Annotated in this window: 24 protein-coding genes; 13 read left to right on the top strand and 11 right to left on the bottom strand. The window is 30.6% G+C overall.

From position 1 onward, the window contains the following. The first annotated feature begins 140 nt into the window (after window positions 1–140). Window positions 141–422, top strand: coding sequence for a DUF503 domain-containing protein (locus OCU55_RS00215; RefSeq protein ID WP_183278859.1), 282 nt, complete (start codon window positions 141–143; stop codon window positions 420–422). 309 nt (window positions 423–731) lie between these two features. On the opposite strand, the gene OCU55_RS00220 is transcribed toward OCU55_RS00215, so the two are convergent. Further along, window positions 732–1,835 carry a glycosyltransferase family 4 protein gene (locus tag OCU55_RS00220; protein WP_261850319.1) on the bottom strand — a complete coding sequence of 368 codons (1,104 nt, stop codon included), beginning with the start codon at window positions 1,833–1,835 and terminating at the stop codon, window positions 732–734. Window positions 1,836–1,845: 10 nt separating this feature from the next. Beyond that, complete coding sequence (locus OCU55_RS00225; RefSeq protein WP_261850320.1) at window positions 1,846–2,472, bottom strand: hypothetical protein; 627 nt, start codon at window positions 2,470–2,472, stop codon at window positions 1,846–1,848. 538 nt (window positions 2,473–3,010) lie between these two features. On the opposite strand from OCU55_RS00225, the gene OCU55_RS00230 reads away from it, so the two are divergent. Further along, window positions 3,011–4,219 carry an ABC transporter substrate-binding protein gene (locus OCU55_RS00230; protein ID WP_261850321.1) on the top strand — a complete coding sequence of 403 codons (1,209 nt, stop codon included), beginning with the start codon at window positions 3,011–3,013 and terminating at the stop codon, window positions 4,217–4,219. A gap of 387 nt (window positions 4,220–4,606) precedes the next feature. Here OCU55_RS00230 and OCU55_RS00235 read toward each other — a convergent pair whose 3' ends face one another. Continuing rightward, entirely contained in the window at window positions 4,607–5,725 is a 1,119-nt protein-coding gene (locus OCU55_RS00235; RefSeq protein ID WP_261850322.1) for a glycosyltransferase family 4 protein, read from the bottom strand. Between the two features lie 136 nt (window positions 5,726–5,861). On the opposite strand from OCU55_RS00235, the gene OCU55_RS00240 reads away from it, so the two are divergent. The 3 genes from OCU55_RS00240 to OCU55_RS00250 all read left to right on the top strand — a co-directional run bounded on the left by OCU55_RS00240 (window position 5,862) and on the right by OCU55_RS00250 (window position 8,809). Next, the gene (locus tag OCU55_RS00240) at window positions 5,862–6,863 is read left to right on the top strand and encodes a CotS family spore coat protein (RefSeq protein ID WP_261850323.1); all 1,002 of its coding nucleotides are present in this window, start codon (window positions 5,862–5,864) and stop codon (window positions 6,861–6,863) included. A gap of 35 nt (window positions 6,864–6,898) precedes the next feature. After that, window positions 6,899–7,645: a hypothetical protein gene (locus tag OCU55_RS00245; protein ID WP_261850324.1), complete on the top strand. Its 747-nt coding sequence runs from the start codon at window positions 6,899–6,901 to the stop codon at window positions 7,643–7,645. 108 nt (window positions 7,646–7,753) lie between these two features. Next, window positions 7,754–8,809, top strand: coding sequence for a CotS family spore coat protein (locus tag OCU55_RS00250; RefSeq protein ID WP_261850325.1), 1,056 nt, complete (start codon window positions 7,754–7,756; stop codon window positions 8,807–8,809). A gap of 308 nt (window positions 8,810–9,117) precedes the next feature. Here OCU55_RS00250 and OCU55_RS00255 read toward each other — a convergent pair whose 3' ends face one another. Further along, entirely contained in the window at window positions 9,118–10,233 is a 1,116-nt protein-coding gene (locus OCU55_RS00255) for a glycosyltransferase family 4 protein (RefSeq protein ID WP_261850326.1), read from the bottom strand. A gap of 104 nt (window positions 10,234–10,337) precedes the next feature. On the opposite strand from OCU55_RS00255, the gene OCU55_RS00260 reads away from it, so the two are divergent. From OCU55_RS00260 to OCU55_RS00270, 3 genes are all read left to right on the top strand, one after another. Further along, the gene (locus OCU55_RS00260) at window positions 10,338–11,342 is read left to right on the top strand and encodes a CotS family spore coat protein (protein ID WP_261850327.1); all 1,005 of its coding nucleotides are present in this window, start codon (window positions 10,338–10,340) and stop codon (window positions 11,340–11,342) included. 408 nt (window positions 11,343–11,750) lie between these two features. Then, entirely contained in the window at window positions 11,751–12,629 is an 879-nt protein-coding gene (yabG, locus tag OCU55_RS00265) for a sporulation peptidase YabG (protein WP_261850328.1), read from the top strand. 518 nt (window positions 12,630–13,147) lie between these two features. Beyond that, window positions 13,148–13,990: a polymorphic toxin type 44 domain-containing protein gene (locus tag OCU55_RS00270; RefSeq protein ID WP_261850329.1), complete on the top strand. Its 843-nt coding sequence runs from the start codon at window positions 13,148–13,150 to the stop codon at window positions 13,988–13,990. 77 nt (window positions 13,991–14,067) lie between these two features. Here OCU55_RS00270 and OCU55_RS00275 read toward each other — a convergent pair whose 3' ends face one another. Together OCU55_RS00275 and OCU55_RS00280 are read right to left on the bottom strand one after the other, a co-directional pair. After that, entirely contained in the window at window positions 14,068–14,475 is a 408-nt protein-coding gene (locus tag OCU55_RS00275; RefSeq protein WP_261850330.1) for a hypothetical protein, read from the bottom strand. Between the two features lie 132 nt (window positions 14,476–14,607). Continuing rightward, a complete protein-coding gene (locus tag OCU55_RS00280; protein ID WP_261850331.1) occupies window positions 14,608–15,141 on the bottom strand; it encodes a TetR/AcrR family transcriptional regulator in 534 nt (177 codons plus the stop codon). A gap of 110 nt (window positions 15,142–15,251) precedes the next feature. Between OCU55_RS00280 and OCU55_RS00285 the strand changes: the two genes are divergently transcribed. The 5 genes from OCU55_RS00285 (at window position 15,252) to OCU55_RS00305 (ending at window position 21,095) form a co-directional block, all read left to right on the top strand. Beyond that, a complete protein-coding gene (locus tag OCU55_RS00285) occupies window positions 15,252–16,280 on the top strand; it encodes an SDR family oxidoreductase (protein ID WP_261850332.1) in 1,029 nt (342 codons plus the stop codon). 203 nt (window positions 16,281–16,483) lie between these two features. Further along, window positions 16,484–17,332, top strand: a complete 849-nt coding sequence (locus OCU55_RS00290) for a YIP1 family protein (RefSeq protein WP_261850333.1) — start codon at window positions 16,484–16,486, stop codon at window positions 17,330–17,332. A gap of 81 nt (window positions 17,333–17,413) precedes the next feature. Beyond that, the gene (locus OCU55_RS00295; protein WP_261850334.1) at window positions 17,414–18,478 is read left to right on the top strand and encodes a zinc ribbon domain-containing protein; all 1,065 of its coding nucleotides are present in this window, start codon (window positions 17,414–17,416) and stop codon (window positions 18,476–18,478) included. A 26-nt stretch (window positions 18,479–18,504) separates the two neighbouring features. Further along, entirely contained in the window at window positions 18,505–20,220 is a 1,716-nt protein-coding gene (locus tag OCU55_RS00300; RefSeq protein ID WP_261850335.1) for a YARHG domain-containing protein, read from the top strand. Further along, window positions 20,217–21,095 (top strand): N-acetylmuramoyl-L-alanine amidase family protein, encoded by an 879-nt coding sequence (locus tag OCU55_RS00305; RefSeq protein WP_261850336.1) that lies wholly within the window; start codon window positions 20,217–20,219, stop codon window positions 21,093–21,095. The genes OCU55_RS00300 and OCU55_RS00305 overlap by 4 nt, the downstream gene beginning before the upstream one ends. Before the next feature lie 107 nt (window positions 21,096–21,202). On the opposite strand, the gene OCU55_RS00310 is transcribed toward OCU55_RS00305, so the two are convergent. The 5 genes from OCU55_RS00310 to OCU55_RS00330 all read right to left on the bottom strand — a co-directional run bounded on the left by OCU55_RS00310 (window position 21,203) and on the right by OCU55_RS00330 (window position 25,888). Continuing rightward, window positions 21,203–22,045: a TerC/Alx family metal homeostasis membrane protein gene (locus OCU55_RS00310; protein WP_261850337.1), complete on the bottom strand. Its 843-nt coding sequence runs from the start codon at window positions 22,043–22,045 to the stop codon at window positions 21,203–21,205. Window positions 22,046–22,387: 342 nt separating this feature from the next. Then, window positions 22,388–23,155: a 3'-5' exonuclease gene (locus OCU55_RS00315; RefSeq protein WP_261850338.1), complete on the bottom strand. Its 768-nt coding sequence runs from the start codon at window positions 23,153–23,155 to the stop codon at window positions 22,388–22,390. A gap of 173 nt (window positions 23,156–23,328) precedes the next feature. Further along, on the bottom strand, window positions 23,329–23,946 hold the full coding sequence (locus tag OCU55_RS00320; protein ID WP_261850339.1) for a TlpA family protein disulfide reductase: 618 nt from the start codon (window positions 23,944–23,946) through the stop codon (window positions 23,329–23,331). Window positions 23,947–23,986: 40 nt separating this feature from the next. Then, window positions 23,987–24,691 (bottom strand): cytochrome c biogenesis CcdA family protein, encoded by a 705-nt coding sequence (locus tag OCU55_RS00325; protein WP_261850340.1) that lies wholly within the window; start codon window positions 24,689–24,691, stop codon window positions 23,987–23,989. A gap of 384 nt (window positions 24,692–25,075) precedes the next feature. Continuing rightward, the gene (locus tag OCU55_RS00330) at window positions 25,076–25,888 is read right to left on the bottom strand and encodes an alpha/beta fold hydrolase (protein WP_261850341.1); all 813 of its coding nucleotides are present in this window, start codon (window positions 25,886–25,888) and stop codon (window positions 25,076–25,078) included. Window positions 25,889–26,362: the final 474 nt, after the last annotated feature.

The raw sequence follows: 26,362 nt of genomic DNA on the forward strand, positions 1-26,362 counted from the left end.
TTTTTAACATTATTACATCTACAAGTGCAAAGGTGCATTGTAGCAAGCATATAACCAATAAAAAAGGTAAATACTAGCTTTAGTTAAAGAAAAATTAAAGACATAATTTTAATTTCAACATGATACTTTAAGGAGATATTATGATAATAGGAACTGCAGAAGTAACAATAAGAATACCTTGGGCTAAATCTTTAAAAGAAAAAAGAATGGTAGCTAAAAGCTTAATACAAAGGGTAAAAAATAAATTTAATGTTTCAATAAGTGAAGTAGAACATCAGGACAATCATAAGCTTTTGGTTTTAGGAATAGCAACTGTAAGTAATAGCTCTAGTCATGCAAACAATTCTCTAAATGAGGTTGTGGACTTTATATATGATAATACTGAAGCTGAGGTAGAAGATATTAATATTGAGATACTTTAATGGATAACATATTTGAATGATGCTTAGAGCATAGTATAGTTTGCAAATTTTTATGATTAGTTAATGGTATCAATGTTGAGATATTACAGCAAATTACATTAAATCTTTTAGGATGGATAATAAATATATAAGCATTATAAATGTGTAAGAAGTAGAATAAATAAGAGAGTAAGATGATTTGAGTAACTCAAAATCAACATACTCTCTTATTTTATTTATGAAAATATAAAGCTTAAGTATATATACAAAGTTCTTGGTGAATAAAGTCAGTAATATTATAGTCTTTTACTATAATTAAATTTAAGAAATTTATAATGAATACATACTCAATAACTGTTCATCACTAGAAGACAAAGGGGTGCTGAATTTAGCTATTATCTGATTTTTATAAGAGGAATTATCATTCATGCCTTGTATAAAATCAGCTATAGCAATTACTTCATCATAACCCGCATAAACAACGCATTTATTTAGAACTTTTAAGTTAACAGGAGTCTTATTACATATAACAACAGATTTACAGTTGCAAGCTTCCACAATTGAAAGTGGGTAGCTATTATAATTAGAAAAATCAACTACACATAAAGCTCCACTGTATAATATTGGGAGGTGAGTGTATTTAACTAGTCCGAGGAAAATTACATCATTATCTAATCCGTATTTATTTATAAGTTTCTTTAATTTATTTAGATAAACAGACCTCTTGCCAGAACCGTCACCTGCTATTACAAGCTTTATATTATTTTCCTTTGCTTTAACCTGCTTCAAGATTTCTATTATAAGTTCTAAATTCTTTCTTTCTGTTATACTACCAACATAGAGCATGTAAGGGTAGTCAATTTTATAATTTCTTTTTAGAAAGTTCTTGCATAGGACTTTTTCCATAGGCTTAAATATTTCACTACACTTAGGATATACAACCTTAATTTTCTCTTTATCTGCATCAAAATAATTAATTAATTCATCTTTCGTAAACTCAGAGTTAACTATGATTGAGTCGCTTATAGCTAAGGCTGATGGAACCATCTTGATAAATTTATTTAGATATTTTTCATCAACATTCTTCTTATCTGCCATTGGATAAAGTGTGTGTATAGTTGTTATATATTTGCAAACTTTTTTTTCAGGCATACTAAAACCATTATTAGGTGAATGATATATACTTATATCATTTTCTGTGAGAAACTCTACTAATTTAGAGTAATCATTTTTCGTTCTATCTATGGTTAGAGGAACGAAGTCTATATTTTTAAGTCTTTCCCAATAAAAGCTTAGGGGAAAGCTATCCCAAATTGCATGCATTTCATCAAAGGTAGTTGAAGAGTTAAGTAGACTTATAATCTCTCGAGAATAAGAAAACATATCTGTTCCTTGCATCTTAGATGCAGCTAATCCATCAATACAATAATTCATACTGTACCTCCTATAAAAATTCTTCTTCTATATCAAATTTACTGCTATCAATAATTATATTTTCTTCTGGGATGCTTATTTTACTTGCAATCTTATCTGGTGAAGGAACTTCTACATTTTCTTCAAATGATTGTTTTGGCTCAGTTTTACTAGTTGCAGAATTTACAGGACTATTATTAATAATAATTGGTGGAACTTCAGATATTAAATCCCCATCAAAAGCCAGTAAGTAGGACGTTTGTGCTAATACTACTTCTTGATTCAGCATTTGAAGAGTAGCATCTATGATGTATAAGCTAATATTTTTATATGTTGAGTTAGCATACTGCAAAAGTATGGGCTTAGCAAAAGGTAAGTTTCTTGTTATAACTGAGCGTCTTTTTCTATCATCTCTGTATTCTAAAGTAAATTGTTTTATTCCTTGGATAAGTAATATGGATTTGTTTTTTAATTCTAATTTTTCATTGTTAGATATGTCTACTGCTAAGTTTGTTGATATTAATTGATTTAAAGGATGCTTTCGCCTATTTATATATATATAATCAGAGTGAGAAAAGGTTATTATATGTTCACAAGCAATTCTGCTAAGTTGGTCAGCATCACATATGCCAGTTATATTGACTCCATTTTTTATCATATTCTTCCTCAAAAAAATTACTTCATAAGATTATATGCTAAGGATATTGAATTCTTGATATATAGATATACCAGTTCTAAATAAAATTTATTTATTAAGTAAAATACCATTAATAGCTAAAATGATTTTTGGTATGTTTTTCAATCATGGAAAGGGGATATCTATTCCGCTGAACTGTTAAACTACTTCAGTCATTAAACTCCAAATAAAGATTTCGATGGTTCTACGAATCTTTATTTGAATAAATTCTAATATGAAGTAGTTTATCTATAGATGTACCAATTCGTAATAAAATTTATATTTTTAAATTCTCTCACCAGAAGCATATGTAGCAAAATTTTTACTATTGCAATCTGAAGGTAGAACATAATGGAAATAATGGTTTTAGTTCCGAAATTGTAATTGTATGTGATATAATATATTAGAATTAAATATTAAAAAATAGTTTTAAAATTTCATAAACTAGCATATAACACATAAGGATTTTTGAAACCTTATGTATAGGAAATGTTGTGGATAGTTTATTTGAGGTGAAATTATGCGAAGATGCATTGGAATATTAATGGTTGTTTTATATACAAGTTTTTTACTGGTAGGATGTAAACAAGATTCGAAAGTAAAGGATGTCAGCGAAGCAAGCTATGAATACAATATCTTGAGTTATGCTCCATATACCAATTACTTAAGGAACCAAGTTACAGAATTTAATAAAAAATATCCTAAAGTAAAGATCAATGTGAATGATATAAAACAAGATTCTTATATAAAAAATGTTAATAATAGTATAGAGACTGTGGATAAAAAACCAGATTTGGTGCTTTTAACTGGTCAAGAATTGAATGATATGTTGATTTCTAATAAGGACATATTTACTGCAATTACTAGTGATGTAAGTTCTAGAACAAAGAGTTATTCTCAAGGGAGAATAGATGAAATAACTGTAAATAACCAGATATATGGATTCCCATGGGATTCAAAACCTATAGTAATGTTTTGTAATAAAGAGCTGCTACATAAATTTAATGTAAATTTAGATGATGTGAATACCTGGAGCATGCTAATAGATGCTGGGAAAAGATATTATGAAGCCAGCGGAAAAAAAGAAAATATTATGGTGATGAATGAAGAAAATGAAAAGGTATTAGTGAAAGTATTATTATATCAGTTGGGAGTACCATCAGAGAATCTAGACATGACATCAGGTAATAAAAATCTCAACAAGGTAATAAATTTAATATCAGATTTAAAGAAAAATAATGTACTTAGAATAGATGATAATTTTGATTACTTTAAATCTCCTATATTATTTGGTTCTAGTAATACTTATATGAATTTAGAAAAAGTATATAAAGAAGGAAATATATTTGTTAAGGATTTACCAGCTTTTGAACCTGGTGGAAATACTTCTGTGATTATGGAAGGGGTTAATGCTGTATTTTTGAATAATAAAAAAGATATAGAGATACTAAAGCAATTTATAGCTGAAGCTCTAACAGATAAACAAAGCCTTATAAAGTATATGTCAACTGATGGAGTTTTTCCAAGTTATGTTGACAGTTATGTTAATTCAGAAATTGATAAGAAGATACAGTTTTTAGATTATGATAGGTTATGGGCGAGGATGTCCATTATTGAAACGAATTCTAAAAGAAAAAAATATTACTATGATATGAGTAAGATGATAGATTCTTACATAGAGCAAAGTAATAAGCTTGATGTGCAAGTAAATGGAAGTGTAGTGCACTAAAGGTATAATGCGTTTAAACGCTAAAATTGAATTGTCCTACATACGATACTTTGATGAGCTTCGCAAAGAATTAATATGATTTTTTTATATTCCATGGCTAAAAATGTAAACTCACTACGTTCGAACAGTACATTTTCTTAACGCCATTCCATCTGAAAAAATCATTTAATTCTAATAGCTTGCTCATATAGTATCTCCTGTAGAACAACTCAATTTTAGTAATAATATTTAAGATATAATATATATAAGGTCTAATAAGCTTTATTCATAAGAATATTGAAGAAATGCTACTTTAGATGACTAATTGATGAAGCAAGTTAAATAGAAATTATACACAATAAAAATGAACCATCACATTTGCAATTTTAAATGTGATGGTTTTTTTGATTAGCTTTGTAACAAAATCTTATTATAAGCCTCTAGAGTATCTTCGGAGGTCTTTTTCCAGTTAAATAATTTACTTCTTTCATAACCCTTTAAAGCCAAAGCATCTCTAAGTTGTTTAGAAGATATAAGTTTTGACATTGCGTTGTAAAGTTCATCGGAACTTAATGGATCGATAAGTAGTGCTGTATCTGAAACTACTTCAGGAATAGAGGTAGCATTTGAGGTTATGACAGGTGTACGGCAGCTCATTGCCTCTAATGGAGGAAGTCCAAAACCTTCATATAATGAAGGATATACAAAAAATTCGCAGCCGTTGTAGAGTATTGGAAGGAAGTCATCTTCTACAAAGTTGGTAAAGATTACTCTTTTATCTAAATTAAGCTCTTTGCATATATCCATTAGTTTTATACCTTCGTCTTTCAAAGAGCCTACAATTACTAAACTAAGATCAGTATCAAGCTTCATTTTATTAAATGCCTGTATGATACCTAAAACATTTTTTCTAGAGCTAAAACCACCGATATATAATATAAAATCCTTAGTGAAATTGAATCTTTTATTAACAATAGCTGTACATTCTTCTCTATCTAAAATCTTGAAAGAAGTGTCTGCAGCTAAAGGCGTAACAAAGATTTTATCTTCATCTATAATAGGAAAGAACTTTAAGATATCTCTTTTTGAATACTCAGAAACTGTTAGTATTCCATCGCAATTATCAATTATTTTTGGCATATCAGTTAAAAATCTTTTCAAATATCCAGTGCCAACCGTCTCAGGCATAGTATATGGAATTAAATCATGTATAGTAACTACCTTTTTACAGCTAATCTGGTCGTTTAGACCCATCCCGTTTTGTGGAATATGATATAAATCCACTTTTTTGTCATACAAATAGTTTGGGAAATATATATTTTCGAAAAATCGCTGATGTCTTCTAGAGGCCATGATAACTTCAGTCTTTTCATCAGTAAATTCTTTAGAAATAGGGCCAGACCAAAAGATGCTGTACTTATCTTCTAAATCTATATTCAGTAAGTTTTTCAAGACATTGTAGGTGTAAGTACCAATCCCAGTTCCTTTATACCAATTGATACCTCTGGCATCAACAGCAATCCTCATATAAATCTCTCCTAAAATTCCTATAATATATAGATATTCTACAAAAGTATTTTGGTGCATTGTTATATCCATATATTGGAACAACGTCTGAGGATAGTACATATAATAATATGAAATATTTGCTGGAGGTTTCATTGTGAATATAGATGAAATAAAAGCTAGTATAAAAGATCAGTACGGTATAGATGTAACAGAATGTATCAAGATTAAAAATATATACAAATTAAAATCAAACCATGGGGAGTATTGTTTGAAATTAATTAAATATCAATATCCTCATTTTTATTTTATCTTGTCAGCCATATTACATCTGCAGAAGCAAGGATTTAATAAGGTGCCTGAGATAATAGATACAGTGAAAGGGGAAAAATATATTAAACTAGATAATTTACATGCTTACCTTACACCTTGGGTTATTTCTAGAGAAAGTAACTATGATAATCCCATAGATCTTATGAGAGCCGCAGAGAAGTTATCTGAATTACATGTATGTAGCGAAGGATTTACATTAACTAATGAAATGAGACCAAGAATAGGATGGTTTACTTGGACAAATGTATTTAGTACAAGAATAGATGAAATAATGGATTTCAAAAAGAGAATTGGCCAAAAGGCAGTAAAATCTGAATTTGATAAGCTATATATTTCGTTAATAGAAGAAGAGGTAAGACGAGCTGTAGCTTCTATTGAAAATCTTAAGGACAGTAACTATGTTGAAATAATGGAGAAGGAAGTTTTAAAAAGGGGGTTCTGCCACCATGATTATGCTCATCATAATGTATTGATTGAAGTCAATAATGATATATCAATAATAGACTTTGATTATTGTATATTAGATACCCATTTGCATGATCTAAGCTCTCTTATGATTAGAGCTATGAAGGACGGAAAATGGGAGATGGAAAAAGCAGATTTTATAATAAAAGCCTATGAAGCTAATAAAAAAGTGTTACCAGAAGAAATAGCTATTATGGCTGCTTTTATTGAATTTCCTCAGCAGTTTTGGCAGATAGGACTTCAATACTATTGGGAACAACAGCCTTGGGATGAGGAGTTTTTTATTAAGAAGTTAACTAAGTATAGTGAAGATAGAAAGGAAAGACAGGAATTTGTTGATGATTTGAGAATTTACCTATAGAACAGCAAACATCACTTGTTTTAGGAGGAAATAACATGGATTCCTTGAAAGATTACCTGGAGAAAAGAGATATAATTATTTCTCCTAATCAAACTGAAAGAATTCTACAAACAAATTATAATGAATACAATATTTTAGAACAGATAGATTTAATAAGTGATTTTCATAACCGAATTAAAGATGGAGAGGGAATATATTTATTGAGACTCCAAAGCAATATCGGTAAGGAAATGGAAGAATGTAAAGTTAATATAAAAAGGCTAAGAAAAATGCTCTTAGATATAGAAAAAGAAGGCATTAAAGATGCCTTTGAAAGCGAATTATTAAGTAGTGGACACCAAATGCTTCTTAAAGCAGAAGCTTGTGTAAAATATTTAGAGGAAACTGAATATATAGAGCTCATAAAAAGAAGCATGAGAAGTAATGAACTAAGTATTGTAAACTGTGAAAACACAAACCTATGGAGACGTGGAAATTATATTTATATTTCTGATACATCAAAGCTTTGCTTTAACATGGTTGAATGGGATTGCATAACATACCTAAGTAAAATCAAAAGAAGAGGGATACACATAGATTACCAAAAGGTTATTGAAAGCTTTGCTTTAAAATCAGGTCTTGATAAAATGAGTGAAACTTATATAAAAGCTATGGTTTCTTATCCTTATGAGTATATGAAGGTATGTGCAAGAAAAAGAGAAGGCAAGAAGAAATGGAGCGCAGAGGAATATGGAGAAAAATTATCTGCTTCTAAATTGAAGGATGGATATTGTTTAGTATAACATCTATATAACTATCAATTTATACATTGCAGAAAAATTCCTGGCTACAGAGTTTTTAAGCATATATAAATTAAGTTTTAGTAAAGTAATTTATAAAGGGTGAAAAGGATGTTAAAGTTAAAGTATGGAGATAAAAAATATCTTTGCGAATATGATCTTAACATTGAACTGTTTGATAAGTTCTCTATTGAGGTAGTGGATTTGGTTCCTGTAAGAAGTGTATTTGTACTTGAAACTTCTAAAGGTAAAAAGATATTAAAGAAAATTGATTACTCAATCGATAGGCTGAACTTTATTTCACAAAACTTAGATTTTATAAAGAACACATTCCATAGAGCACTTACTATAGACATAGCAGCAGATGGTAATAGGTATGTTCTATGGGATGGGGGAGTATATACCTTGTTAGACCTCATTGAAGGTAGAGAATGTGCATTCTCAAATATAGTAGACTTATCTATTTCGGCAAGAGATTTGGCTATGATGCATAAAAGTTCAATAGGTATAATTAATACCATTGATGGAAAGGTTAATACTAGCTATTCTTTAGATCAAAAAGATATTACACTTGGCAATATGGAGGGATATTTTAAGTATTCTCTTTCAGATATGAAAAAACTTAAAGATCAAGTTATAAGTTACAGGCATAAGAATGAATTTGATAAACTGTTTTTAAATGAAGTTGATTATTATATAGAAGAAGTAAAAGAATGTGTAGAGCTGTTAAGAGATTCAAAATACAATGATATCTGTAAAGAAGAAGATAAAATAGTACTATGTCATGGAGATTTAGCACATCATAATATTTTAATTAAAGATGAAGAAGCGTATTTTATAGATTTTGATTATTGTAGTATAGATTTAAGGGTTAAGGATATAGCTCAACTTATAACAAAAGCTATAAAAAATTTTGCTTATGATATGGATAAGTTTAATACAATAATTGATGCATATACAAGTGTTCTTAATTTGAGTAAAGAGGAATATAAGCTACTATATATTCTATTAAAATTCCCTTCAGATTTTTATACTGCTGTATCAGATTATTATTATAAAAATAAAGATTGGGATGAAGATGTATTTCTAGCAAGATTTATAAATAAGATAGAGTTTAGAGAAGATAGGGAAGAATTTTTAAAAGAGTTTAATAATGAAAAGCTATAAAGTGGCAACTTTATAATATAAGGACACTAATATTCAGTAAATATTAGTGTCCTTTTTGTTATATCTTGTGTTTATAAAGCTTTGTGTTGAAATTAATTGGTTATTCATCCAACGCTTAAATGAGCTTACGCAAAGAATTAATATAATTTTGTCATATTCCATGGCTAAAACTGTAAACTCACTACGTTCGAACAGTACAGTTTTTTAACGCCATTTCATCTGAAAAAATTATTTAATTCTAATAGCTCGCTCATATAGCGTCTCCTGTATAACCAATTAATTTCAACAGTTGTAAATGCAGTCCTATATTACAAAGCTCTATATGCATCTAATGTGTCGTAGGCAGTCTTCTTCCAATTGAAGGTAGCAGAGTGAACAAGACCTTTGGTTATTAAAGTTTTGAGTAGATCATTATCATCTAGAATTGAAAGTATTTTTAGACAAATATCTTCAGTACTTGAAGGATTACTTAATAATGCTGAGTCACCACAAATTTCAGGTATGGAAGTTTCAGTTGAAGCCACCACAGGAGTACCACAAGCCATAGCTTCTAGAGGGGGTAGCCCAAAGCCTTCGTAATAAGAAGGATAAACAAAAATCTTTGCACCGTTATAAAATATAGGCATATCTTCTAAAGAAATAAAGTCTGTAAATAAAACCTTTGAGCTTATCCCAAGCTTTTGTGCCTTATCTCTATACAGGTCATAAGATATACCTTTCTTTCCTGTTATTACTAAAGATAAATCTTTATTATATTTGTGAAGCAAAAGTTCGTAAGCTTCCATAAGTCCTATTATATTCTTTCTAGGGCTAAAACCACCTACGTATAGAAGAAAATCACCTTCAATTCCATACTTTTTACTTAAGTAAGATTTGCATTCCTTTTTATTTAGAGGTTTGTAAATATCTTCTGCAGCAAGATGAGTTACAAAAATCTTTTCTTTTGGAAAATTAAATTCTTTATATATATCTTCTTTAGAAAAGTTAGAAACTGTAATTATACCATCACATTTTTCGATTATCCCTGGCATATCTTCATTAAATATCTTAAGATACCGTTCACTACAGGTTTCAGGCATTCTTAAAGGGATGATATCATGCAAGGTTATTACCTTTTTACAATCAATGTTACTGGAGAGTCCAACGCCATTTTGAGGGATATGATATAAATCAATATCATTTTCATTCAATACATTTGGAACTCTAATCTCCTCCCAAAAGTTAAACAATTCATTTTGTTTAGCTACGCCAGTTTTAAAGTTGCTTCTGAATTCTTTCTCAAAATGAAATTCTTCAGGTAAGAAGATTAAATAATTATTTAAAAAATCTATTTGATTTAAATTATTTATAAGTTGATAGGTATAAGTGCCGATACCAGTTCCTCTATACCAATTAGCTGCTCTTCCGTCTATAGCTATCTTCATATATAAGTCCTTTCGCATTTCTATATTTTATTATATTAAGCAATTACAAAAAGTGTTAATAAAAGGATACGCCTGTACATATAAATATATAGGAGGTGAGCACTATGATGAGGGAATTTGAAATTGAAAGACAGTTTGATATAAAAATTGAGACACTAAGGCCGAATAAAGGAATATACTATTTGAAATCTAATAAGGGAGAAAAATGCTTAAAGAGGATAAACTATGGTGCACAAAAGCTATTGTTTGTATATGGTGCTAAAGAACATCTTATAGAAAATGGCTTTAACAAGGTTGATAGGTACGAGCTTAATATCGATGGAGAACCATTTGCCTTAGTAAATGAAGATTTATACACTCTCTCACAGTGGATACCAGGAAGAGAGTGTGACTTCCACAATTTAGACGAAGTTAAGATAGCGGCAAAGACCCTTGCATTGCTCCACGAAGCTACAAAAGGATACGATCCTCCAGAAAACTCTAAACTGAAAAGTGATCTAGGAAGATGGCCACATCTAATGGAAAAACGAATGAAATCTCTAGATAAAATGAGAGATATGACTAGAAAAAAATCTCAGAAAAGTGACTTCGATTTAAACTATATTAAATCAATGGAGTTCTATAAAGAACTATCTAAGAGAGCACACAATGTGATGCAGACATCCTCTTACCTTGATTTATGTGAGATTGCAGAAAGTGATAAATCTTTTTGTCATCATGACTTTACCTATCATAATATAATATTAGGTGATGATAATGAAGTTTATGTAATAGACTTTGATTACTGCAAACGAGAGATTAGGGCATACGACATAGCTAATTTTATGATAAAAGTGCTGAAAAGAGTAGATTGGAACATAGAATATGCTAAAGCTATATTAGAATCATATAGCGCAGTTGGAAATCTCAAGGATGAAGAATATAGAGTTATATTTGCATTTTTGCTATTTCCTCAAAGATACTGGAGACTTGCTAATAGATACTACTATAACGAAGTCAACTGGGGACAGAACACCTTTAACAATAAGCTAGAGGGAATCATTAATGAAAAAGAGATATATCTAAAATTCATTGATGAGTTTAAGGAAATGTATGACCAAAAGGAATAGGAAGAAAAAAATTAAGCTGCCATTATGGTAGCTTATTTTTGTTATGTATGCGTTGAAATTAAGGAGGTGCTACTCCAGATACTTTGATGAGCTTCGCAGAGAATTAATATGATTTATTCCAATGAAATAACTAAAACTGTATAACTCACTACGTTCGGACAATACAGTTTCTTAACGTTATTTCATTTCCATAAATCATTTAATTCTAGTTGCTTGCTCATATAGCATCTCCTGTGTAAGCATTTTAATTTTAAAGATGAGTATAAACTTAATGTTATGTTAAAGTATTTTATTTAAATTAAAGAGGCGCTACTCCAGATACTTTAAGAAAAATTTATTACAAGCTTTAACAAAAGGGACGTTGTTACATACTATATAATGTGAAATCATAGCTACGAGGAGAAGTTTATGAAAGTCGGTGACTTAGTTGTAAGAAAGTCATATAGCAAGGATATAACCTTTAAGATTATAGATATAAGAGAAGATGATGATGCAGTTTATTATGTTTTAAAAGGTATTAATATAAGAATAATAGCGGATGCGAAATTAGAGGACCTAGAAGAGGTTGATGAGCAATTTATAGCAGAGAAGGATAAAATCTTTAATGCTAGAGTAAATGAAACTATTAAAAGAGTAATGGTATCAAGAGAGGTGGTTGGACATAAAAATATAACGAGAGTAACCAAGTCTCCCAAGATTATACCGGAAAAAGAGTTAACCTTTGGACGACCTGGGAGAATACTTCATGTTGATGGAGACCCTCAATACTTAGATGCTTGCATGAAGGTTTATAAGCAACTTAATCTCAATGCCACAGGAAAAGCAATAGTAGAAAAGGATCAACCTTTGCAAATTGTTGATTTAGTGAAGGAAATAAAACCAGACATAGTAGTACTTACTGGGCACGATGGATTAATTAAGAATGCAACAAATTACCTTGATCTTAATAATTACAGAAATTCAAAGTATTTTATTCAATCTGTTCAGAATCTAAGAAATTATAATTCAAGTTACGATGAATTAGTGATTTTTGCTGGAGCATGTCAGTCTTGTTATGAGGATATATTGGATGCTGGTGCAAACTTCGCCTCAAGCCCTAATCGTGTACTGATACACTGTTTAGACCCTGTGTTTGTCTGTGAGAAAGTAGCTTATACAAGAATAGATCAGGTAGTTTCTATAACTGATGTCATTGAAAATACCATAACAGGTATAAAGGGGATTGGAGGACTTCAAACTAGAGGAAAGTATAGAGAAGGTTATCCGAAGTCACCTTATGTGCAGTAAATAAACAGAGTAATATATACAGCTTAATAAAAAAGTAGATATAAATAGGGAAGAGCGATATCAAACTTTATAAGTTTAGCAATTGCTCTTCTTTTGTATTAATGAATACCTAATAAAGAGGTAATGTAAGAAAATGTGTAACTACTATTAAACAGTAGATTACATATCAATCTAATAAAAATCTAATATTATTCTTATAAACAGCTTATTACATACCTTAGTTTCCATATGTTAGTATTACATCATAGAAATTGTTTAAGAGAGAAGCACTTAGTTAATTACTAGGTGCTTTTATTATGTATTTAATATTTTTAAAAACTAAAATGTAAAGGCAATTTTTGAAGTATGCAAATACAAGGCCTCTATTTATAGAAAAGTTATATGTGACTTTCAATTGGATTTAAGTGTATTAGAGAGGATAAACAATTTCGAGAGGAAAGAAGGTGGTAATTATAATTTTCTAAATTAAGCAAATCAAAGTTTATTTATTACAATAATAATTATAGGAGGAGAAAAGAATGGGATTTACTTATGCAAACAACGCAAAAGTTATTAATGATTTTTTATATGTAAGAGATTCAAATGGAAACATAATTAGTGGGAGGCAAGTGGATATAGGAGATAATATTACTGTTTTAGATGTAAGTTACTCAAAACAATTAGTTCTAGTTGAATATCCAACAGCAAATGGTGTGGTTACAGGATATGTTAGGAATGCCACCAATTGCATTCAATACTATTATCAAAATCAATATTCAAATGGAGCAACATCAGAAACTGTGTATGACGGAAATGGTAATGTAATTGGGTCCTTAAATCCATGGGAGAAGGCAACGCCAATATACAAGAAGGATGGAAAAATTCATGTTGTCTACAACACTGATAAAGGAAATAACACAAAATCAGGCTATGTAGTGTACAATGGAGGATTTACTAGATTTGACATAAGAGATGTAACTCAAGCTCTTAAGGATTTAATGGTAAGATATGAATATATGTACAGGTCTTCATGGGCTAATAACTCGCCTATAGAACAATTATGGCAGTTTTATACATTGGTCCGTAATAAGGGGGCTTTGGATTTAAAAAATAATGGATGGAATGAAAGTCAGTATATATTTGATGGCGTTATAGTAAGGGGAGATGCACCAGGTAATATTTTGTATGGATACCTTGGAAAAGCTTTCGGATACAGTGATGAATTATTAAAAAGAGCAGCTGGATATGCGCAAGCTAAAGCTGGAACTAATATAGAGCATCCTGAATGGGGAACATGGATGGGAGATGCACCTTACGGAGATGATCCTATTGATCAATTCTATATACAAGTTGGAATTTCATACTACTATAAGATGCATTAATAATAAGAATAAATATCAAAATTAGTCACATATATGATATCAATAGAGTAGGTTTAATCTATATGCGTTTTAATATTCTATTGAGCTTTTTTTTCATATTTTATTTTTATACCATTAAATATATCAACTTTAGTATAGGTATCTTTATCATCACTAGAATATATGATAGTTAAATTTTTATCATCTTCCCATTTGATATCTATATCTTTAGTAGTGCTTCTAAGGGAAGAGAAAACATTAGCACCTTTTAAAAGAGCTTCTTTCTTCTCTTTTTCTGCAGATTTAGAAGTAAGTATAGATACTCTAGGTTGAAAAGAAGTGGTTGCTCCATTTTCCCACACATAAGCATAGGCGGTATAGATACCATTAGGTGATTTTATTTCCTTTTGAACTTCTATGTTTGATTCATTAGAACATCCTACAAAAAGTATAGTCAATGAGGATAGTAAGATAAAGTGGAATATTTTTTTGCAAATATTATTCATGAAATACCTCCAATTTATAAATACTGAAACTAAAAATAATGATAATTAGTAGTTAAAGTAAATATAGCATAAGGCTATATAAATTGATATATAAAATTGTGAAAATTTTCAAAAAATTAAGAAATAAACTAATTATTTCTGAGTACTTTCTATACTTACTGAAAGGCTAACTTTTTGTAGAAGCGAGTGAATTTCAGTCAATGGCTTTTTTCGCCCATCTAAAATCCATTTTCGCCAAAGTGTATAAACCCCAGCTGACATAAAGGTGGAAATATACTCGTCAGATCTGGAGGAGTAATATTTTTCTATTTCGGCAGTGAAGATTTCCTGAATAATAAATTCAAACCCGTGATTAACCGATAAAATTAGATCCTGTTCGAATTTATCAAAGAATGCAGCCTGCTGATCGAATTTGATAGCCGGATTAGTTTCTGTGCTGATAGTGTTAAAGATAGCAGAAATTTTTGGCTGATAGTATTCGTATAATATCTGTTCCAGGCCATCAAAATTACGATAAAAAGCCATTCGGCTAACACCAGCCCGTTGACAGACTTTTGAAACAGTAAGTGCTGATAATTTTTCTTTTGCTAAAAGCTGTAAAAGTGCCGTGGTGAGAAATTCTTTAGTATCTGCTTTTATGAGCTGTGCTAGATCTGTTGCTGCCATTACAAAACCTCCTCGGCTGTCACTACAGCCGCTTTTTGCATTGAAATCCTTTTTTATCTATTATAAAATAATCTCACTGACGTTACAAGTGTAAAGGGAGGGGAATTGAAATGAAAACAGAAACAAAAGAACTAGTGTTAGTCACAGGCGGAAGTGGATATATTGCTATAAATATTATCTTGAAGTTGCTGAAACAAGGATATCGTGTGCGGACAACGCTGCGAACAATGTCACGACAAGCTGAAGTGAAATCAATGCTTTCAGCAGGCGGAATTATAAGTTTTGATAGTTTAGAATTCATTCAAGCTGATCTCACGAATGATGATAATTGGTATGAAGCTGCGGTGGGGGCAACTTATGTGATTCACGTAGCTTCTCCCACTCCAGCGACTCGACCTGACGATGGCAATGAAATGGTGAAAATGGCTGTAGAGGGTACTCTGCGTGTGATGAAAGCAGCAAAAGAAGCAAAAGTAAAACGTGTTGTTATGACTTCAGCTTCTGGTGCAGTTCTTGCAGGACACAAGCATCATCCAGAAATTTTTACAGAACAAGATTGGACAAATTTGGACGAAGAAATTGATGCTTATCAGCGCTCAAAAACAATGGCAGAACAAGCTGCATGGAAGTTTGCAAAGGAAAATCAGATGGAATTAAGTACTATTCTTCCAGTAGCTGTGATGGGGCCGATTCTTGGGAAAGACTTCTCACACTCCAACCAAATAATTCGTACAATGTTAATGGGAAAAATGCCATTTTTGATGAAAATGGGCTTTGATTCTGTGGATGTACGTGATGTGGCTGAGTTACATTTACTTGCAATGACGAAACAAGCAGCAGCAGGTGAGAGGTTCCTCGCAACAACAGGAGAAAATATAACTTATAAACAGGAAGCAAAACTTCTACGTCAGAACTTTGGAGATGAAGCAAACAAGGTGTCTACACGCGAAATGCCAAATTTCCTTGTGAAATTACTTGCTGTTTTTATGAAAGATTTGAGGATGCCAGCCACTTTTCTAGGACAAAACACAGCTTGCAGTAATTTAAAAGCAAAAAACCTACTTGGCTGGCAGCCACGTCCAGCTCGTGAAGGAATTCTTGCCACCGCTAGAAGTATGATTGAACTTAATTTGCTTTAGAGATTATTTTCAAACAAAGTTAATATTAAAAAATATATGAAAGAGCATTACCTTAATTAGAATTTTAAGGAGTGCTCTTTCTTGTTGTTCAGGAAAGTAAATAATTTATAAGTGAATATTTAATTGTAGTGTGAAATTTTGTTGTAACATTTATTTTTTTTGTGAATATAGTGTGAGTGAATTATTTTTTCAAGGGGGCAAAAATGTTTTGTAAAAATTGCGGTAATCAGATTATTGAGGGGGATAAATTTTGTGGAGCTTGTGGGCAACCAGTAGATAACCCCAGTGGTAACAGCATCAGAATTAAAAGTGAGATTGGTGGTGAAATAGTTAATAGTATTAAAACCTACTTTACAAAACCGTTATCATTTTTCAGTGAGTTTAAGGAAAAAGATGTCCTAAGACCATCTATAGTTTTGCTTGTAGTATTACCAATAATTTATGGGGTTTTTAATATTCTTTATACTTCAGCAGTTATAAACTCCATTGTAAATATGATTGGAAAGTTACCACAACTTTTGTCAAAGACCGGTATGTTATCAAAAGCTGAAGCTACTTTAGCGCAAGCTTCACTTATGCAATCAAGTGAGGTAACAGCTTCGAAAAGCATGCTACATTCATTAATCAGTAATAAAGATATATTTATAAAAGGGGTAATACAATTATTATTGATTATAATTTTAACTGGTGTAGTATTATTAATTCTTAATGCTGTAGTTTTGAAAAATAAGATAAAAAAAGAAGACGTGTTATTTATAGTAACAGCATCATATATTCCTATGGTATTATCAGTTGCTGCTGCTAGTTTAGTCACATTGATAAGTATATCATTTGGTCTATTTATATTAGCTTCGGGATACATATTGTCCTTTATCACTCTTTATAGTGGTATTAGACAATTGAGCGAGGAAACAAACGATAAGACATTTATGTTAATGATTTTTTTATTTTTAATTATTTCAGCCTTATTATCAATATGTGTGACTAAATACATTGAAGCATCATTCGTACAAATAAAAGGTATTATGGACCCTATTAAAGATTTTCTTTAGAATAAGTACAGGTAGGTCAAGGGGAAGTTTATTACTTGACCTGCCTTTTTAATGATATTTATTAATCTATAGGAGGATTTCATGAGATATTGTAAGAAATGCGGAGCAATATTAAAGGATGATGCAAGATTTTGTACTTCTTGTGGCATGCAAAACAACTCAGATGAAGCTTGCAATGATGAGACTACAAGAGATATCGATAAAGAAAATGAAGTAAAAGTTGAATCTAATATTATACAAAGTAAATATGAGATACCATCAAAAAGTAATACGAAAAAATCTAGTAATAAAGTATTAAGAGTAGTGATTCCAATAATCTTAATTGTAGTAGTTGTAATGGCTGTGGGAATAATATATTGGAAATCAAATAATAAGCCTAAACCTAACACAGTGGGTACAATAAAAGTTGAAAAGATAGATTTAAGCAGCTATCCAGAAATAAAGGTAACTATTTTAGCTGAAAACTATAAAGACAAACTAACAGTAAACAATTTTACTTTAAAAGAAGATGATGTATTTCAAAAAGGATTAAAATTAGCATCTATTGGAGAGGACAAATATAATATTATCTACACCTCGTCTAACAATAAAACTTCTATTAAAAAGAATATAAACTTAGCTTGTCTGCAGGACGGAAAAGAAGCTATGACAGAGTATTCCTACACAGTTCCTGAAAATTCTAAAGGTAATGATGCTATAGCAAGTTTAGACAATAATACAAATCAAAGTTCAAATTCTAATGTGGTAAGTACCTATGATGATAATGAATTAGCCATTAAAGAGTTGATGGATAAGTATGAAGAAAACTTTATAGAAGCGGTTAGGTATAAAGATACTTATTATTTAAGAAATTCAATTGATCTTAGCGGCAATTTAATGAATGAATTTACTAATACAATAAAAAAATACACAGATCAACAAATAAGTGAAGAACTAATTGAATACAAAATTGAAACTGTTAATAAAATTTCAGAGGATCAATATGAAATCACCACTTATGAAAAATTTTATATAGAATATGGTAAGGAAAATAAGCGGACCTACAATGATTATAGGACAATTTATGTTGTGAAAAGAACTAATGGAGGATTTAAAGTGAATAGTATTAAAAGTTTAGTAAAATTGGGATCTAAAGCTGCTTCTTAAAAGCTGTGTTTAAAGGGGAGAAAAGTATGAAATATTGTACAAAGTGTGGGGCAACCATTTTACCTAATATGAAGTTTTGTACTAAGTGTGGCACTCCAATTCAAAGTGAGGCTGTTGAAGAGAAAAGACCTGTATCAGAAATAGAAAGTCAGCCTACAGTTGTTGATGATCCAAAATTAGTAGAGGAAAAAGTGGTAGAAGAAAGAGTTTATGATGAACAAAAAATAGTAGAAGAAAAAGATAGTGGTGAACAAGAAATAATAGACGATAAAGTTTACGGCGAACAGGGAGTAATAGAAGAGGAAGTAGATAGAAGTAAGAGGTTGGAAAAGGATGATAGTTTGACCTATAAAATAGAAAAGCAGCAGTATAAAAAAAGCAATAAAGTAAAAATAGCAACTAAAAAAGAGGAAAAAAGAGTTAAGCAAAATAAAACTAAAATTAGGTTGAGAATAATTCCAAAGATAATCATAGGTGTAGTAATAATAGTAGCCATACTAACAGGTATTTTCTTTAAAAGAATCAAAGGAGAATACTATATTTATAGATACAATCAAGCTTCTGTACCAAGTGAAAAATTAGGATATGCAACAAAAGCGTTACAAATGCTAAAGACTGATAATACAAAAGAAATCCTTAAGAAATCCCTCTTAGAAACTTCTCAAACAGACATTGATTTGGCTATAGCAAAGCTAGAGGAACTATCAAGTGTTTTTACTCAAAAAGAATATCAAGCCTTAGCAAGTGAAATGGGAAATGTAAAGATAGACAAACTCTTTAGTGAAGGAAAATATGAAGAAGCATTTAAACAGTTTGAGGTTATATATAAGCTTGGTGGCGACTTTAAGGCAAATAGTAATTATGAAGACATAATGTTGAACAATGTAGCAAAGCTGATTGGCAGTCCAGTACAAAGCACAAAAGAAATGCTATTGAAGAATAACAAGACTTATTTTGGCAATCTTGATGAAGATGTTTTTGATGAAATAATACAAGTTACAACTACTGGCTATAATGAAGATACTCGATTGAAAGTAAATTTATATAAATATGTCAATGGGCAGTATAGACTTGCAGATAACTATTTAGGTGAATACGATGTAGACACACAAATCCAAGGGATATATAATTATGATAAAGCAAAAAAAGGCATTTATATACGAACCATTGGGAGAATGGATGTATCGACAATAGTTTTAGGGGTAACAGGTGGAAGGCTTCAGCTTAAGGGACTGGTACGTGCGAATAATTATACTGGTCCAGTCGATATAGATAAAGATGGAATATATGAAGTTGTGGCGAATAATGTAAGTCGGGTTACTACTTCAGATAAGGGAACTTCGAAATGGTTTAAAGTTTATGACGATGGAAGAACACCAACAGAAGTAAAGGTCACTGCTGAGCAAGCAGCAAATAGTTCTACAATCGATGAAGGAAATAACACTAGTAATAGTTCGGTTAATACCTCGTCAAACATAGAAGATTATGTTTTTGTAGATAGTGATAAAAGATACTTAACAGACGCTGATTTAGCAGATTTAAGTAAAGATAGATTAGCTATAGCAAGAAATGAAATCTTTGCACGTCATGGTTATGTATTTAAAACAGATGAATTTAAGAACTATTTTACCTCAAAGAGATGGTATGTTCCGAGTTCAAGTTACGATGGAACCGATACAGTGTTTAATGAATATGAAAAGGCTAACTATAAGCTTATACAACAATGGGAGAATAAGAAATGAGAAAAATTATAATTGGGTTATTATCTATAATCCTTGTGTTTTCATTAGCTAGTTGTGAAAATCAAGCTAAAAAAGAGAGTGTAAAAAAAGATATAGCATCTGAGAAAGTAGAAAATAAGGCTGAGGATAAGTTATCAGTGGATAATAACACAAAAACTAGCGAAGATGTAAACCTTGATAAAAAAGAAGAGACTAAGACCCAAGAAGCACCAGCTAAAAAAGAAGAGACTAAGCCCCAGGAAGTACCAGCTAAAAAGAAAATAATAGTTTTAGATCCTGGACATTCAGCGAAAGGAAATAATGGGCAAGAAAAGCTTTCTCCTGATTCTAATACTATGAAAATAAAAGATCCAGGTGGGGCACAAGGTATAGTAAGTAAAACACCCGAGTACGTAGTGGCCATGAAGGTTGCAGTTAAATTGAAAAGTTTACTTGAACAAAATGGCTTTACAGTAATAATGACAAAGACTGAAGCTAGTGAAAACCCAGGAAACATAGATAGAGCAGAAGTTGGAAATAAAAATAATGCTGATTTAGTTGTAAGAATCCATTGTGATTCTTCAAATAGCCAAAGTGCAAAGGGAGCTTCAATGTTATTTCCAGCACCTGTAGGTTATGCAAAGGCTATAAATGATGTAAGTAAGAAGTATGGCCAAACCATACTAAGCGATTTAGTAGCTACAGCAGGTATGAACAATAAAGGATTAGTAGAAAGAAACGACTTAACAGGCTTTAATTGGTCTAAGGTCCCAACTGTTCTAGTAGAAATGGGATTTATGTCTAATCCTCAAGAAGACAAACTTTTAAACCAAGACGAGTATCAAAATAAGCTAGCGAATGGTTTATGTAAGGGAATAATAGATTCTTTAAATTAGATTAGTTTATTTATTTTAATTTGAGCAAGTAGAGATGTCACGTTTTACTTACACAAAATCAATAGATTAAAAAAGCAGCCTCATTTAAAATTCGAGGCTGCTTTTATTTATACTTCCACTTCTTCAGCTTCTTTTTTCTTATTCATATAGATAGAGAATAATACGCTAATAGCAAGTATCCCTATAATGATTGATATTGATGCTAATATAGATATATGTAGCTTGAAAGAAAGAGCAAGTTTTAATCCGGTAAATAATAATACAAATCCTACACCGTACTTAACATATTCAAAAGTACTTTGAAGTCTTTCAAGTAGGAAGTAGAGGTTTCTAAGTCCTAATATGGCTAATATGTTTGAAGTGTAAATTATAAATGGATCAGTAGTTATTGAGAAAACTGCTGGTATTGAATCAATTGCAAATAATATATCTGAACCTTCAATTAAAAACAATATTGCAAATAATGGTGTTGCATGAAGTACTTTATTTATTCTTACAAAAAACTTTTCGTCATGAAGTTCTTTAGTAACAGGGATAAACCTCTTTAGAAGTTTGAGCATTTTACTATCTTCAAATGAAACGTCATCATCTTCTTTATTTGCTAGGATTTTATAGCCACTAGCAATTAGAATGATACCAAATATGTATAGTATCCATTGGAATCTGCTTACTACAGCAACTCCTAATAGTATAAATATAAGACGTAAAACTATTGCTCCTAAAATCCCGTATTTAAGCACTCTCTCTTGATATTTTGCTTTAATTCCAAAGCTAGAGAACACTAAAAGAAATAGGAATAGGTTGTCCACGCTAAGGCTAAGTTCAATTACATATCCACCAAGAAATTCAAGGGATTTTGTTGATCCCATATCGTACCATAGAAATCCGTAAAATAGCAGAGCGATACAAGTAATTATTAAAAAATTTTTTAGTGCTTTTTTCGTTGACATTGGTATCCTCCTAAAAATAAAATTTGTCCTAAGTAGCGTGTTATAGATTGATTTTCTTCTATTAAAATATCTAGGTTTAATTAACTCAAGAATTTTATGATTTTCTATACAGTAAAAAAAAAGATACCCTGAAACAATGTACATATAAAAAGCTAGATGTACATTGTTTCAGAGTATCGCAATTCAAACGCAAAACCGGGATTATCTCCGTGCTGACGATTTTTGCCACTGTATTTCAGCTTGCTACTACCTCTGAACTATATAATATAGTATTTTACTCTATATTTGTAATCAATGCAAGAAAAGATTTATTAGGCTATAAACTGTATAGGTTTTGAATAGTTAAGTATCTTCTTTTGAGTTATATGGAACTACAAATTGTCTAGTTCTCCCCATATTATAAGCTAGCTTTATTATAGATTTTTCATCATCTGACATCTCTCTGGAATACATCTTTTCAAATTGTTTTATTAGGGAAGCAGTATCAACCTTTTCTTTAGGTGAGGTAGCCTTCCTATAAGGACTGGAAGAGTAAATAATAGGCTTAATAGTGTCATCATAGATAGTTTTAAAAATCTCAGAAGTATAGTAAGCATCATTAAAGGCATCATGAAATTCATTGTCAGTTTTTAAATTTAAGAGCTCTATAGCTGTTTTTAAACCGACCTTCGAGTTGTTCGGAGATTTAAGATACAATGAGGCATTTCTTTGAACGTCTATATAATACTTAGAAATTGAGGAAGATGATAAGTTATAAAATTCTATATTTCTAAGAAGTTCTTTAATATCTACTGTGCCCCAAACACATAAAACTACTTGATCATCGGCTATGAATTTTAAAAAATCATTATAAACAGATACAAAGTCCTTGCCAGAACTTGCAATATCATCATTTATCTTAGTTAATTTTTCTACATAAGGATGAACCTTTGGGTACACTTTAGGTTTAACAAGAGCATTAAAGCTAGAGACCGTTTCAAATCTTTCATTGAGTTTTAATGCTCCAATTTGAATAATTTCAAAGGGCAAGCGAGAACTATCGTTGGAATTATCTTCAGGAAAATCAATATACTTTTGATTAAATTCTAAATCATATATTATATAATTCATATTTCACCCATTTTCTTTCTGTATATATATATGTACCACTTCGAACCGAAATCTATTTTTAAAACTCTCACGGCTTCTGGTGAGGGAATTTAAAAATAATAAGTTTTATTACGAAGTGATACATCCATAGGATTACAAAACTATAATTAAATTTTAATTTTTAGAATCTAATATCATTTTTTTGGTGATGTGACGAAGTCTTTCATTTCCTCAAGAGTCATAGGACCAATTTTTTTGGAAACTAAATTGCCTTCAGAATCAATAAAAATCGATGTTGGGATAGAAACTATACTATATTTTATAGCTACATCCTGATCTAAATCTAGTGCAACATTAAAATTATATTTGTTTTTGTCCATGAAGGATTCTACAGTTTTAGCATCTTCGCCTAAGTTGATAGTTAAAATAACTATATCAGAATCTTTAGTTTCTTGATAGAGTTTTTCTAGCTCTGGCATCTCTTGTCTACAAGGTGGGCACCATGTAGCCCAAAAGTTGAGAAAAATCTTTTTGCCTTTAAAATCACTCAAAGAAATTTCTTTACCATCTAGAGTTTTTAATTTGAAATTAATAGCTTTACTATTTGTGGTATTTTTAAATATTTCATTTTTAGAAATACTGGAATTTGCAGCTGTTGATTGATTAAGCTGATCTGTAACTGTAACTTTTGTATTGTTAGCGTCATCAGATCCATTGGTCTTAATAGATTTATTCTTGTTGTATCTCATTACAGTATAAAAACTTAAGCTAAATAGCACTAATACTGCTAATATAAAAAATAATTTTTTCATTGTAAAACCTCCTTTTTAGATGTTTTCTATATAACATTTATTAAAAGTTAATGAAGTTTACATATCTACTTAAGGTATTTAAGTTGTTTGTAAATACTAAAATTCCCATGATTACAAGCAGTAATCCACTTATAATAGATATGAACTTAGAAAACTTTAAAACATTATTTTTGAATTTTATGAAGCTGTCAATTGCCATAGCCGTTAATATAAATGGTATCGATAAACCTAAAGAATAAATGCTTAATAAAAATATGCCCTGATAAACTGTAGTAAGGTTACTTGAATAAATTAGTATGGAAGACAGTATTGGCCCCACGCAAGGAGTCCATCCGGCTGCAAAAGCCATTCCTATCAATATAGGGCTAAAGTTCTCGCTGAAGTTTATAATAGATAAAAGCCTTTTTTCATGATAGAGCATTTTTATTTTAATTATTCCCATAGTATGTAATCCGAAAACTATCATCAAAGAGCCACCTATTTTTCTAAATAAAATTTGATTCTTGATTATTAATTTTCCAAGTGTTGTAGCTGAGGCTCCCATTATAATAAAGATTACTGAAAATCCCAATACAAAACCTAGTACCTTATATAAATTTGTTATTTTATATCTGTGAACACTTTTGTTGTTCATCGAAGAACCAGTCATATAACCGATATATGCCGGTACTAATGGCAGTACGCAGGGAGACAGAAAAGAAAGTAATCCTGCAGAAAATGCCAAGAAAAATGGTACTTCATTCAAGTGTTTCAACTCCTTTTATATTTATAGATGGGTAACAATATATATATTTAAAAACTCTAATTAGAACCTAATAGAATTTTTAAAAATAAATTTAGGTTTAGAGTTAGCTACCCTTAGTAATAGTAATCTATTATAGCAAAGCGCTATGAAGATTATGTAAAGAACTAGTTTAGAATATCCAATAAATGTTTTTCATAAATATTACCTATAACTATAGTATAGTCATTATTAAATGATAATTATACTCAATTTTCAGATGATGTTTATAAATTTTAAATTAAAAAGGAGTCCATTAAGGACTCCTAAGATGTTCAGCATATTAAATTTTTAGGATATGTTTAATTTCAATGATGTACCTTAACAGTTTCAATTCCTAAAATCAAGTTATTTGTTAATAAACTTCACTAATTCTTTGTTGAACCTTTCACGTTCATCATAAAAAGTAGCGTGACCACTATCTTCAAAAGGAATAAGTTTTGCTTTTTTGATAGTTTTACTTTGTATTTTTCCTAAAGAAAAAGGTACAACTTTATCATGAATACCATGAATAATCAGAGTAGGAACATGGATTGCTTCTAAATCAGAAAATAACACTTCATCTAACCAAGTATTTGATATAGCGGCAGTTGACCAACCTGCTGCTTGTAAGCCAAGCTGTAAGAACCAGTTTGAAAATTCTTCCGTTATGTGTTTGTGGAAAAAGATATCTCCAAAACCTTGAAGCATTTTAGGACGATCAGTATATGTTCCTTTAATAAGCTGCAAAACTGTTTCCTTTTCAAGTCCGTAAGAAAAGTTAGAACGTTTTATAAGACTAGGTGCAGCGGCAGCAAAAAGAGCTAGTTTTGAAACGCCATATCCTTTATGACGAGCCATATATCTAACCGCTATCGCTCCCCCTGTTGAATGACCAGCTAAGGTGATGTTCTTCAATTTAAGTGTTTCAATAACTGTCTTTACATCATCAGCCAATGTATTATAGTCATAGCCGTCCCAAGGCTTATCTGAATTTCCAAAGCCTCTAGTATCGATACCTATGCATCTATAGCCAAGTTCAGGCAACTTATCAAATTGATATTCAAACAATCTATTACTTCCAGGCCAACCATGAAGAAATAATATGGTCTTTTCACCGCAAGGGTTAAGGTCTTCTACATAAATCTTTACATTAGCTTCTACTTTAATATAGTACCCCATTTATAGCCTCCGTTAGAAATACTCATATTGATAGAGTATTCAGCCTGTGGTCTATTTGTGAATTATTATTCGTTGAGATTTAACTTTAAAATTCAAGCTCAATTTCTGATGCATCATTAACTTGTAAATACCATTTTTTATAGTTATTCTCTTCACTTGCATTTGGATTGTCTGTAGGATCTTTGGTTTGTACAAAATGAGGACATTCAAAAACATAAGTGGTTTTCTTTAAATTAAAGGTTAGGCAAATATTATCTTGCTCACTATATCTTTCATCAAGTAGGCTTTTGCCACCATTGGGATTTGTTATAAAATCTTTTGTTACTTTTACTACTTAGTAAGTAATATACAAATCATTTTATTTTAGTATACAATAGATTACCAATTTATTGAGTGGTTGCGGATCAACATATGTGTATTTTAATCTATGGAAAATATCCATTTAAGAATATATTGGTATCAGTGGCAGTAATA

Origin of the sequence: Clostridium folliculivorans (assembly GCF_024341905.1) — a bacterium.
Lineage (GTDB): Bacteria > Bacillota > Clostridia > Clostridiales > Clostridiaceae > Clostridium_AR > Clostridium_AR folliculivorans.

Bases quoted from the DNA above. Each gene is read 5' to 3' on its own strand.
- OCU55_RS00300 (WP_261850335.1), top strand. From the start codon at position 18,505: ATGAAATATTGTACAAAGTGTGGGGCAACCATTTTACCTAATATGAAG.
- OCU55_RS00280 (WP_261850331.1), bottom strand. From the start codon at position 15,141: ATGGCAGCAACAGATCTAGCACAGCTCATAAAAGCAGATACTAAAGAA.
- OCU55_RS00305 (WP_261850336.1), top strand. From the start codon at position 20,217: ATGAGAAAAATTATAATTGGGTTATTATCTATAATCCTTGTGTTTTCA.
- OCU55_RS00260 (WP_261850327.1), top strand. From the start codon at position 10,338: ATGATGAGGGAATTTGAAATTGAAAGACAGTTTGATATAAAAATTGAG.
- OCU55_RS00235 (WP_261850322.1), bottom strand. From the start codon at position 5,725: ATGAGGATTGCTGTTGATGCCAGAGGTATCAATTGGTATAAAGGAACT.
- OCU55_RS00215 (WP_183278859.1), top strand. From the start codon at position 141: ATGATAATAGGAACTGCAGAAGTAACAATAAGAATACCTTGGGCTAAA.
- OCU55_RS00220 (WP_261850319.1), bottom strand. From the start codon at position 1,835: ATGAATTATTGTATTGATGGATTAGCTGCATCTAAGATGCAAGGAACA.
- OCU55_RS00275 (WP_261850330.1), bottom strand. From the start codon at position 14,475: ATGAATAATATTTGCAAAAAAATATTCCACTTTATCTTACTATCCTCA.
- yabG (WP_261850328.1), top strand. From the start codon at position 11,751: ATGAAAGTCGGTGACTTAGTTGTAAGAAAGTCATATAGCAAGGATATA.
- OCU55_RS00245 (WP_261850324.1), top strand. From the start codon at position 6,899: ATGGATTCCTTGAAAGATTACCTGGAGAAAAGAGATATAATTATTTCT.
- OCU55_RS00230 (WP_261850321.1), top strand. From the start codon at position 3,011: ATGCGAAGATGCATTGGAATATTAATGGTTGTTTTATATACAAGTTTT.
- OCU55_RS00270 (WP_261850329.1), top strand. From the start codon at position 13,148: ATGGGATTTACTTATGCAAACAACGCAAAAGTTATTAATGATTTTTTA.
- OCU55_RS00330 (WP_261850341.1), bottom strand. From the start codon at position 25,888: ATGGGGTACTATATTAAAGTAGAAGCTAATGTAAAGATTTATGTAGAA.
- OCU55_RS00255 (WP_261850326.1), bottom strand. From the start codon at position 10,233: ATGAAGATAGCTATAGACGGAAGAGCAGCTAATTGGTATAGAGGAACT.
- OCU55_RS00225 (WP_261850320.1), bottom strand. From the start codon at position 2,472: ATGATAAAAAATGGAGTCAATATAACTGGCATATGTGATGCTGACCAA.
- OCU55_RS00250 (WP_261850325.1), top strand. From the start codon at position 7,754: ATGTTAAAGTTAAAGTATGGAGATAAAAAATATCTTTGCGAATATGAT.
- OCU55_RS00295 (WP_261850334.1), top strand. From the start codon at position 17,414: ATGAGATATTGTAAGAAATGCGGAGCAATATTAAAGGATGATGCAAGA.
- OCU55_RS00285 (WP_261850332.1), top strand. From the start codon at position 15,252: ATGAAAACAGAAACAAAAGAACTAGTGTTAGTCACAGGCGGAAGTGGA.
- OCU55_RS00320 (WP_261850339.1), bottom strand. From the start codon at position 23,946: ATGAAAAAATTATTTTTTATATTAGCAGTATTAGTGCTATTTAGCTTA.
- OCU55_RS00315 (WP_261850338.1), bottom strand. From the start codon at position 23,155: ATGAATTATATAATATATGATTTAGAATTTAATCAAAAGTATATTGAT.
- OCU55_RS00310 (WP_261850337.1), bottom strand. From the start codon at position 22,045: ATGTCAACGAAAAAAGCACTAAAAAATTTTTTAATAATTACTTGTATC.
- OCU55_RS00290 (WP_261850333.1), top strand. From the start codon at position 16,484: ATGTTTTGTAAAAATTGCGGTAATCAGATTATTGAGGGGGATAAATTT.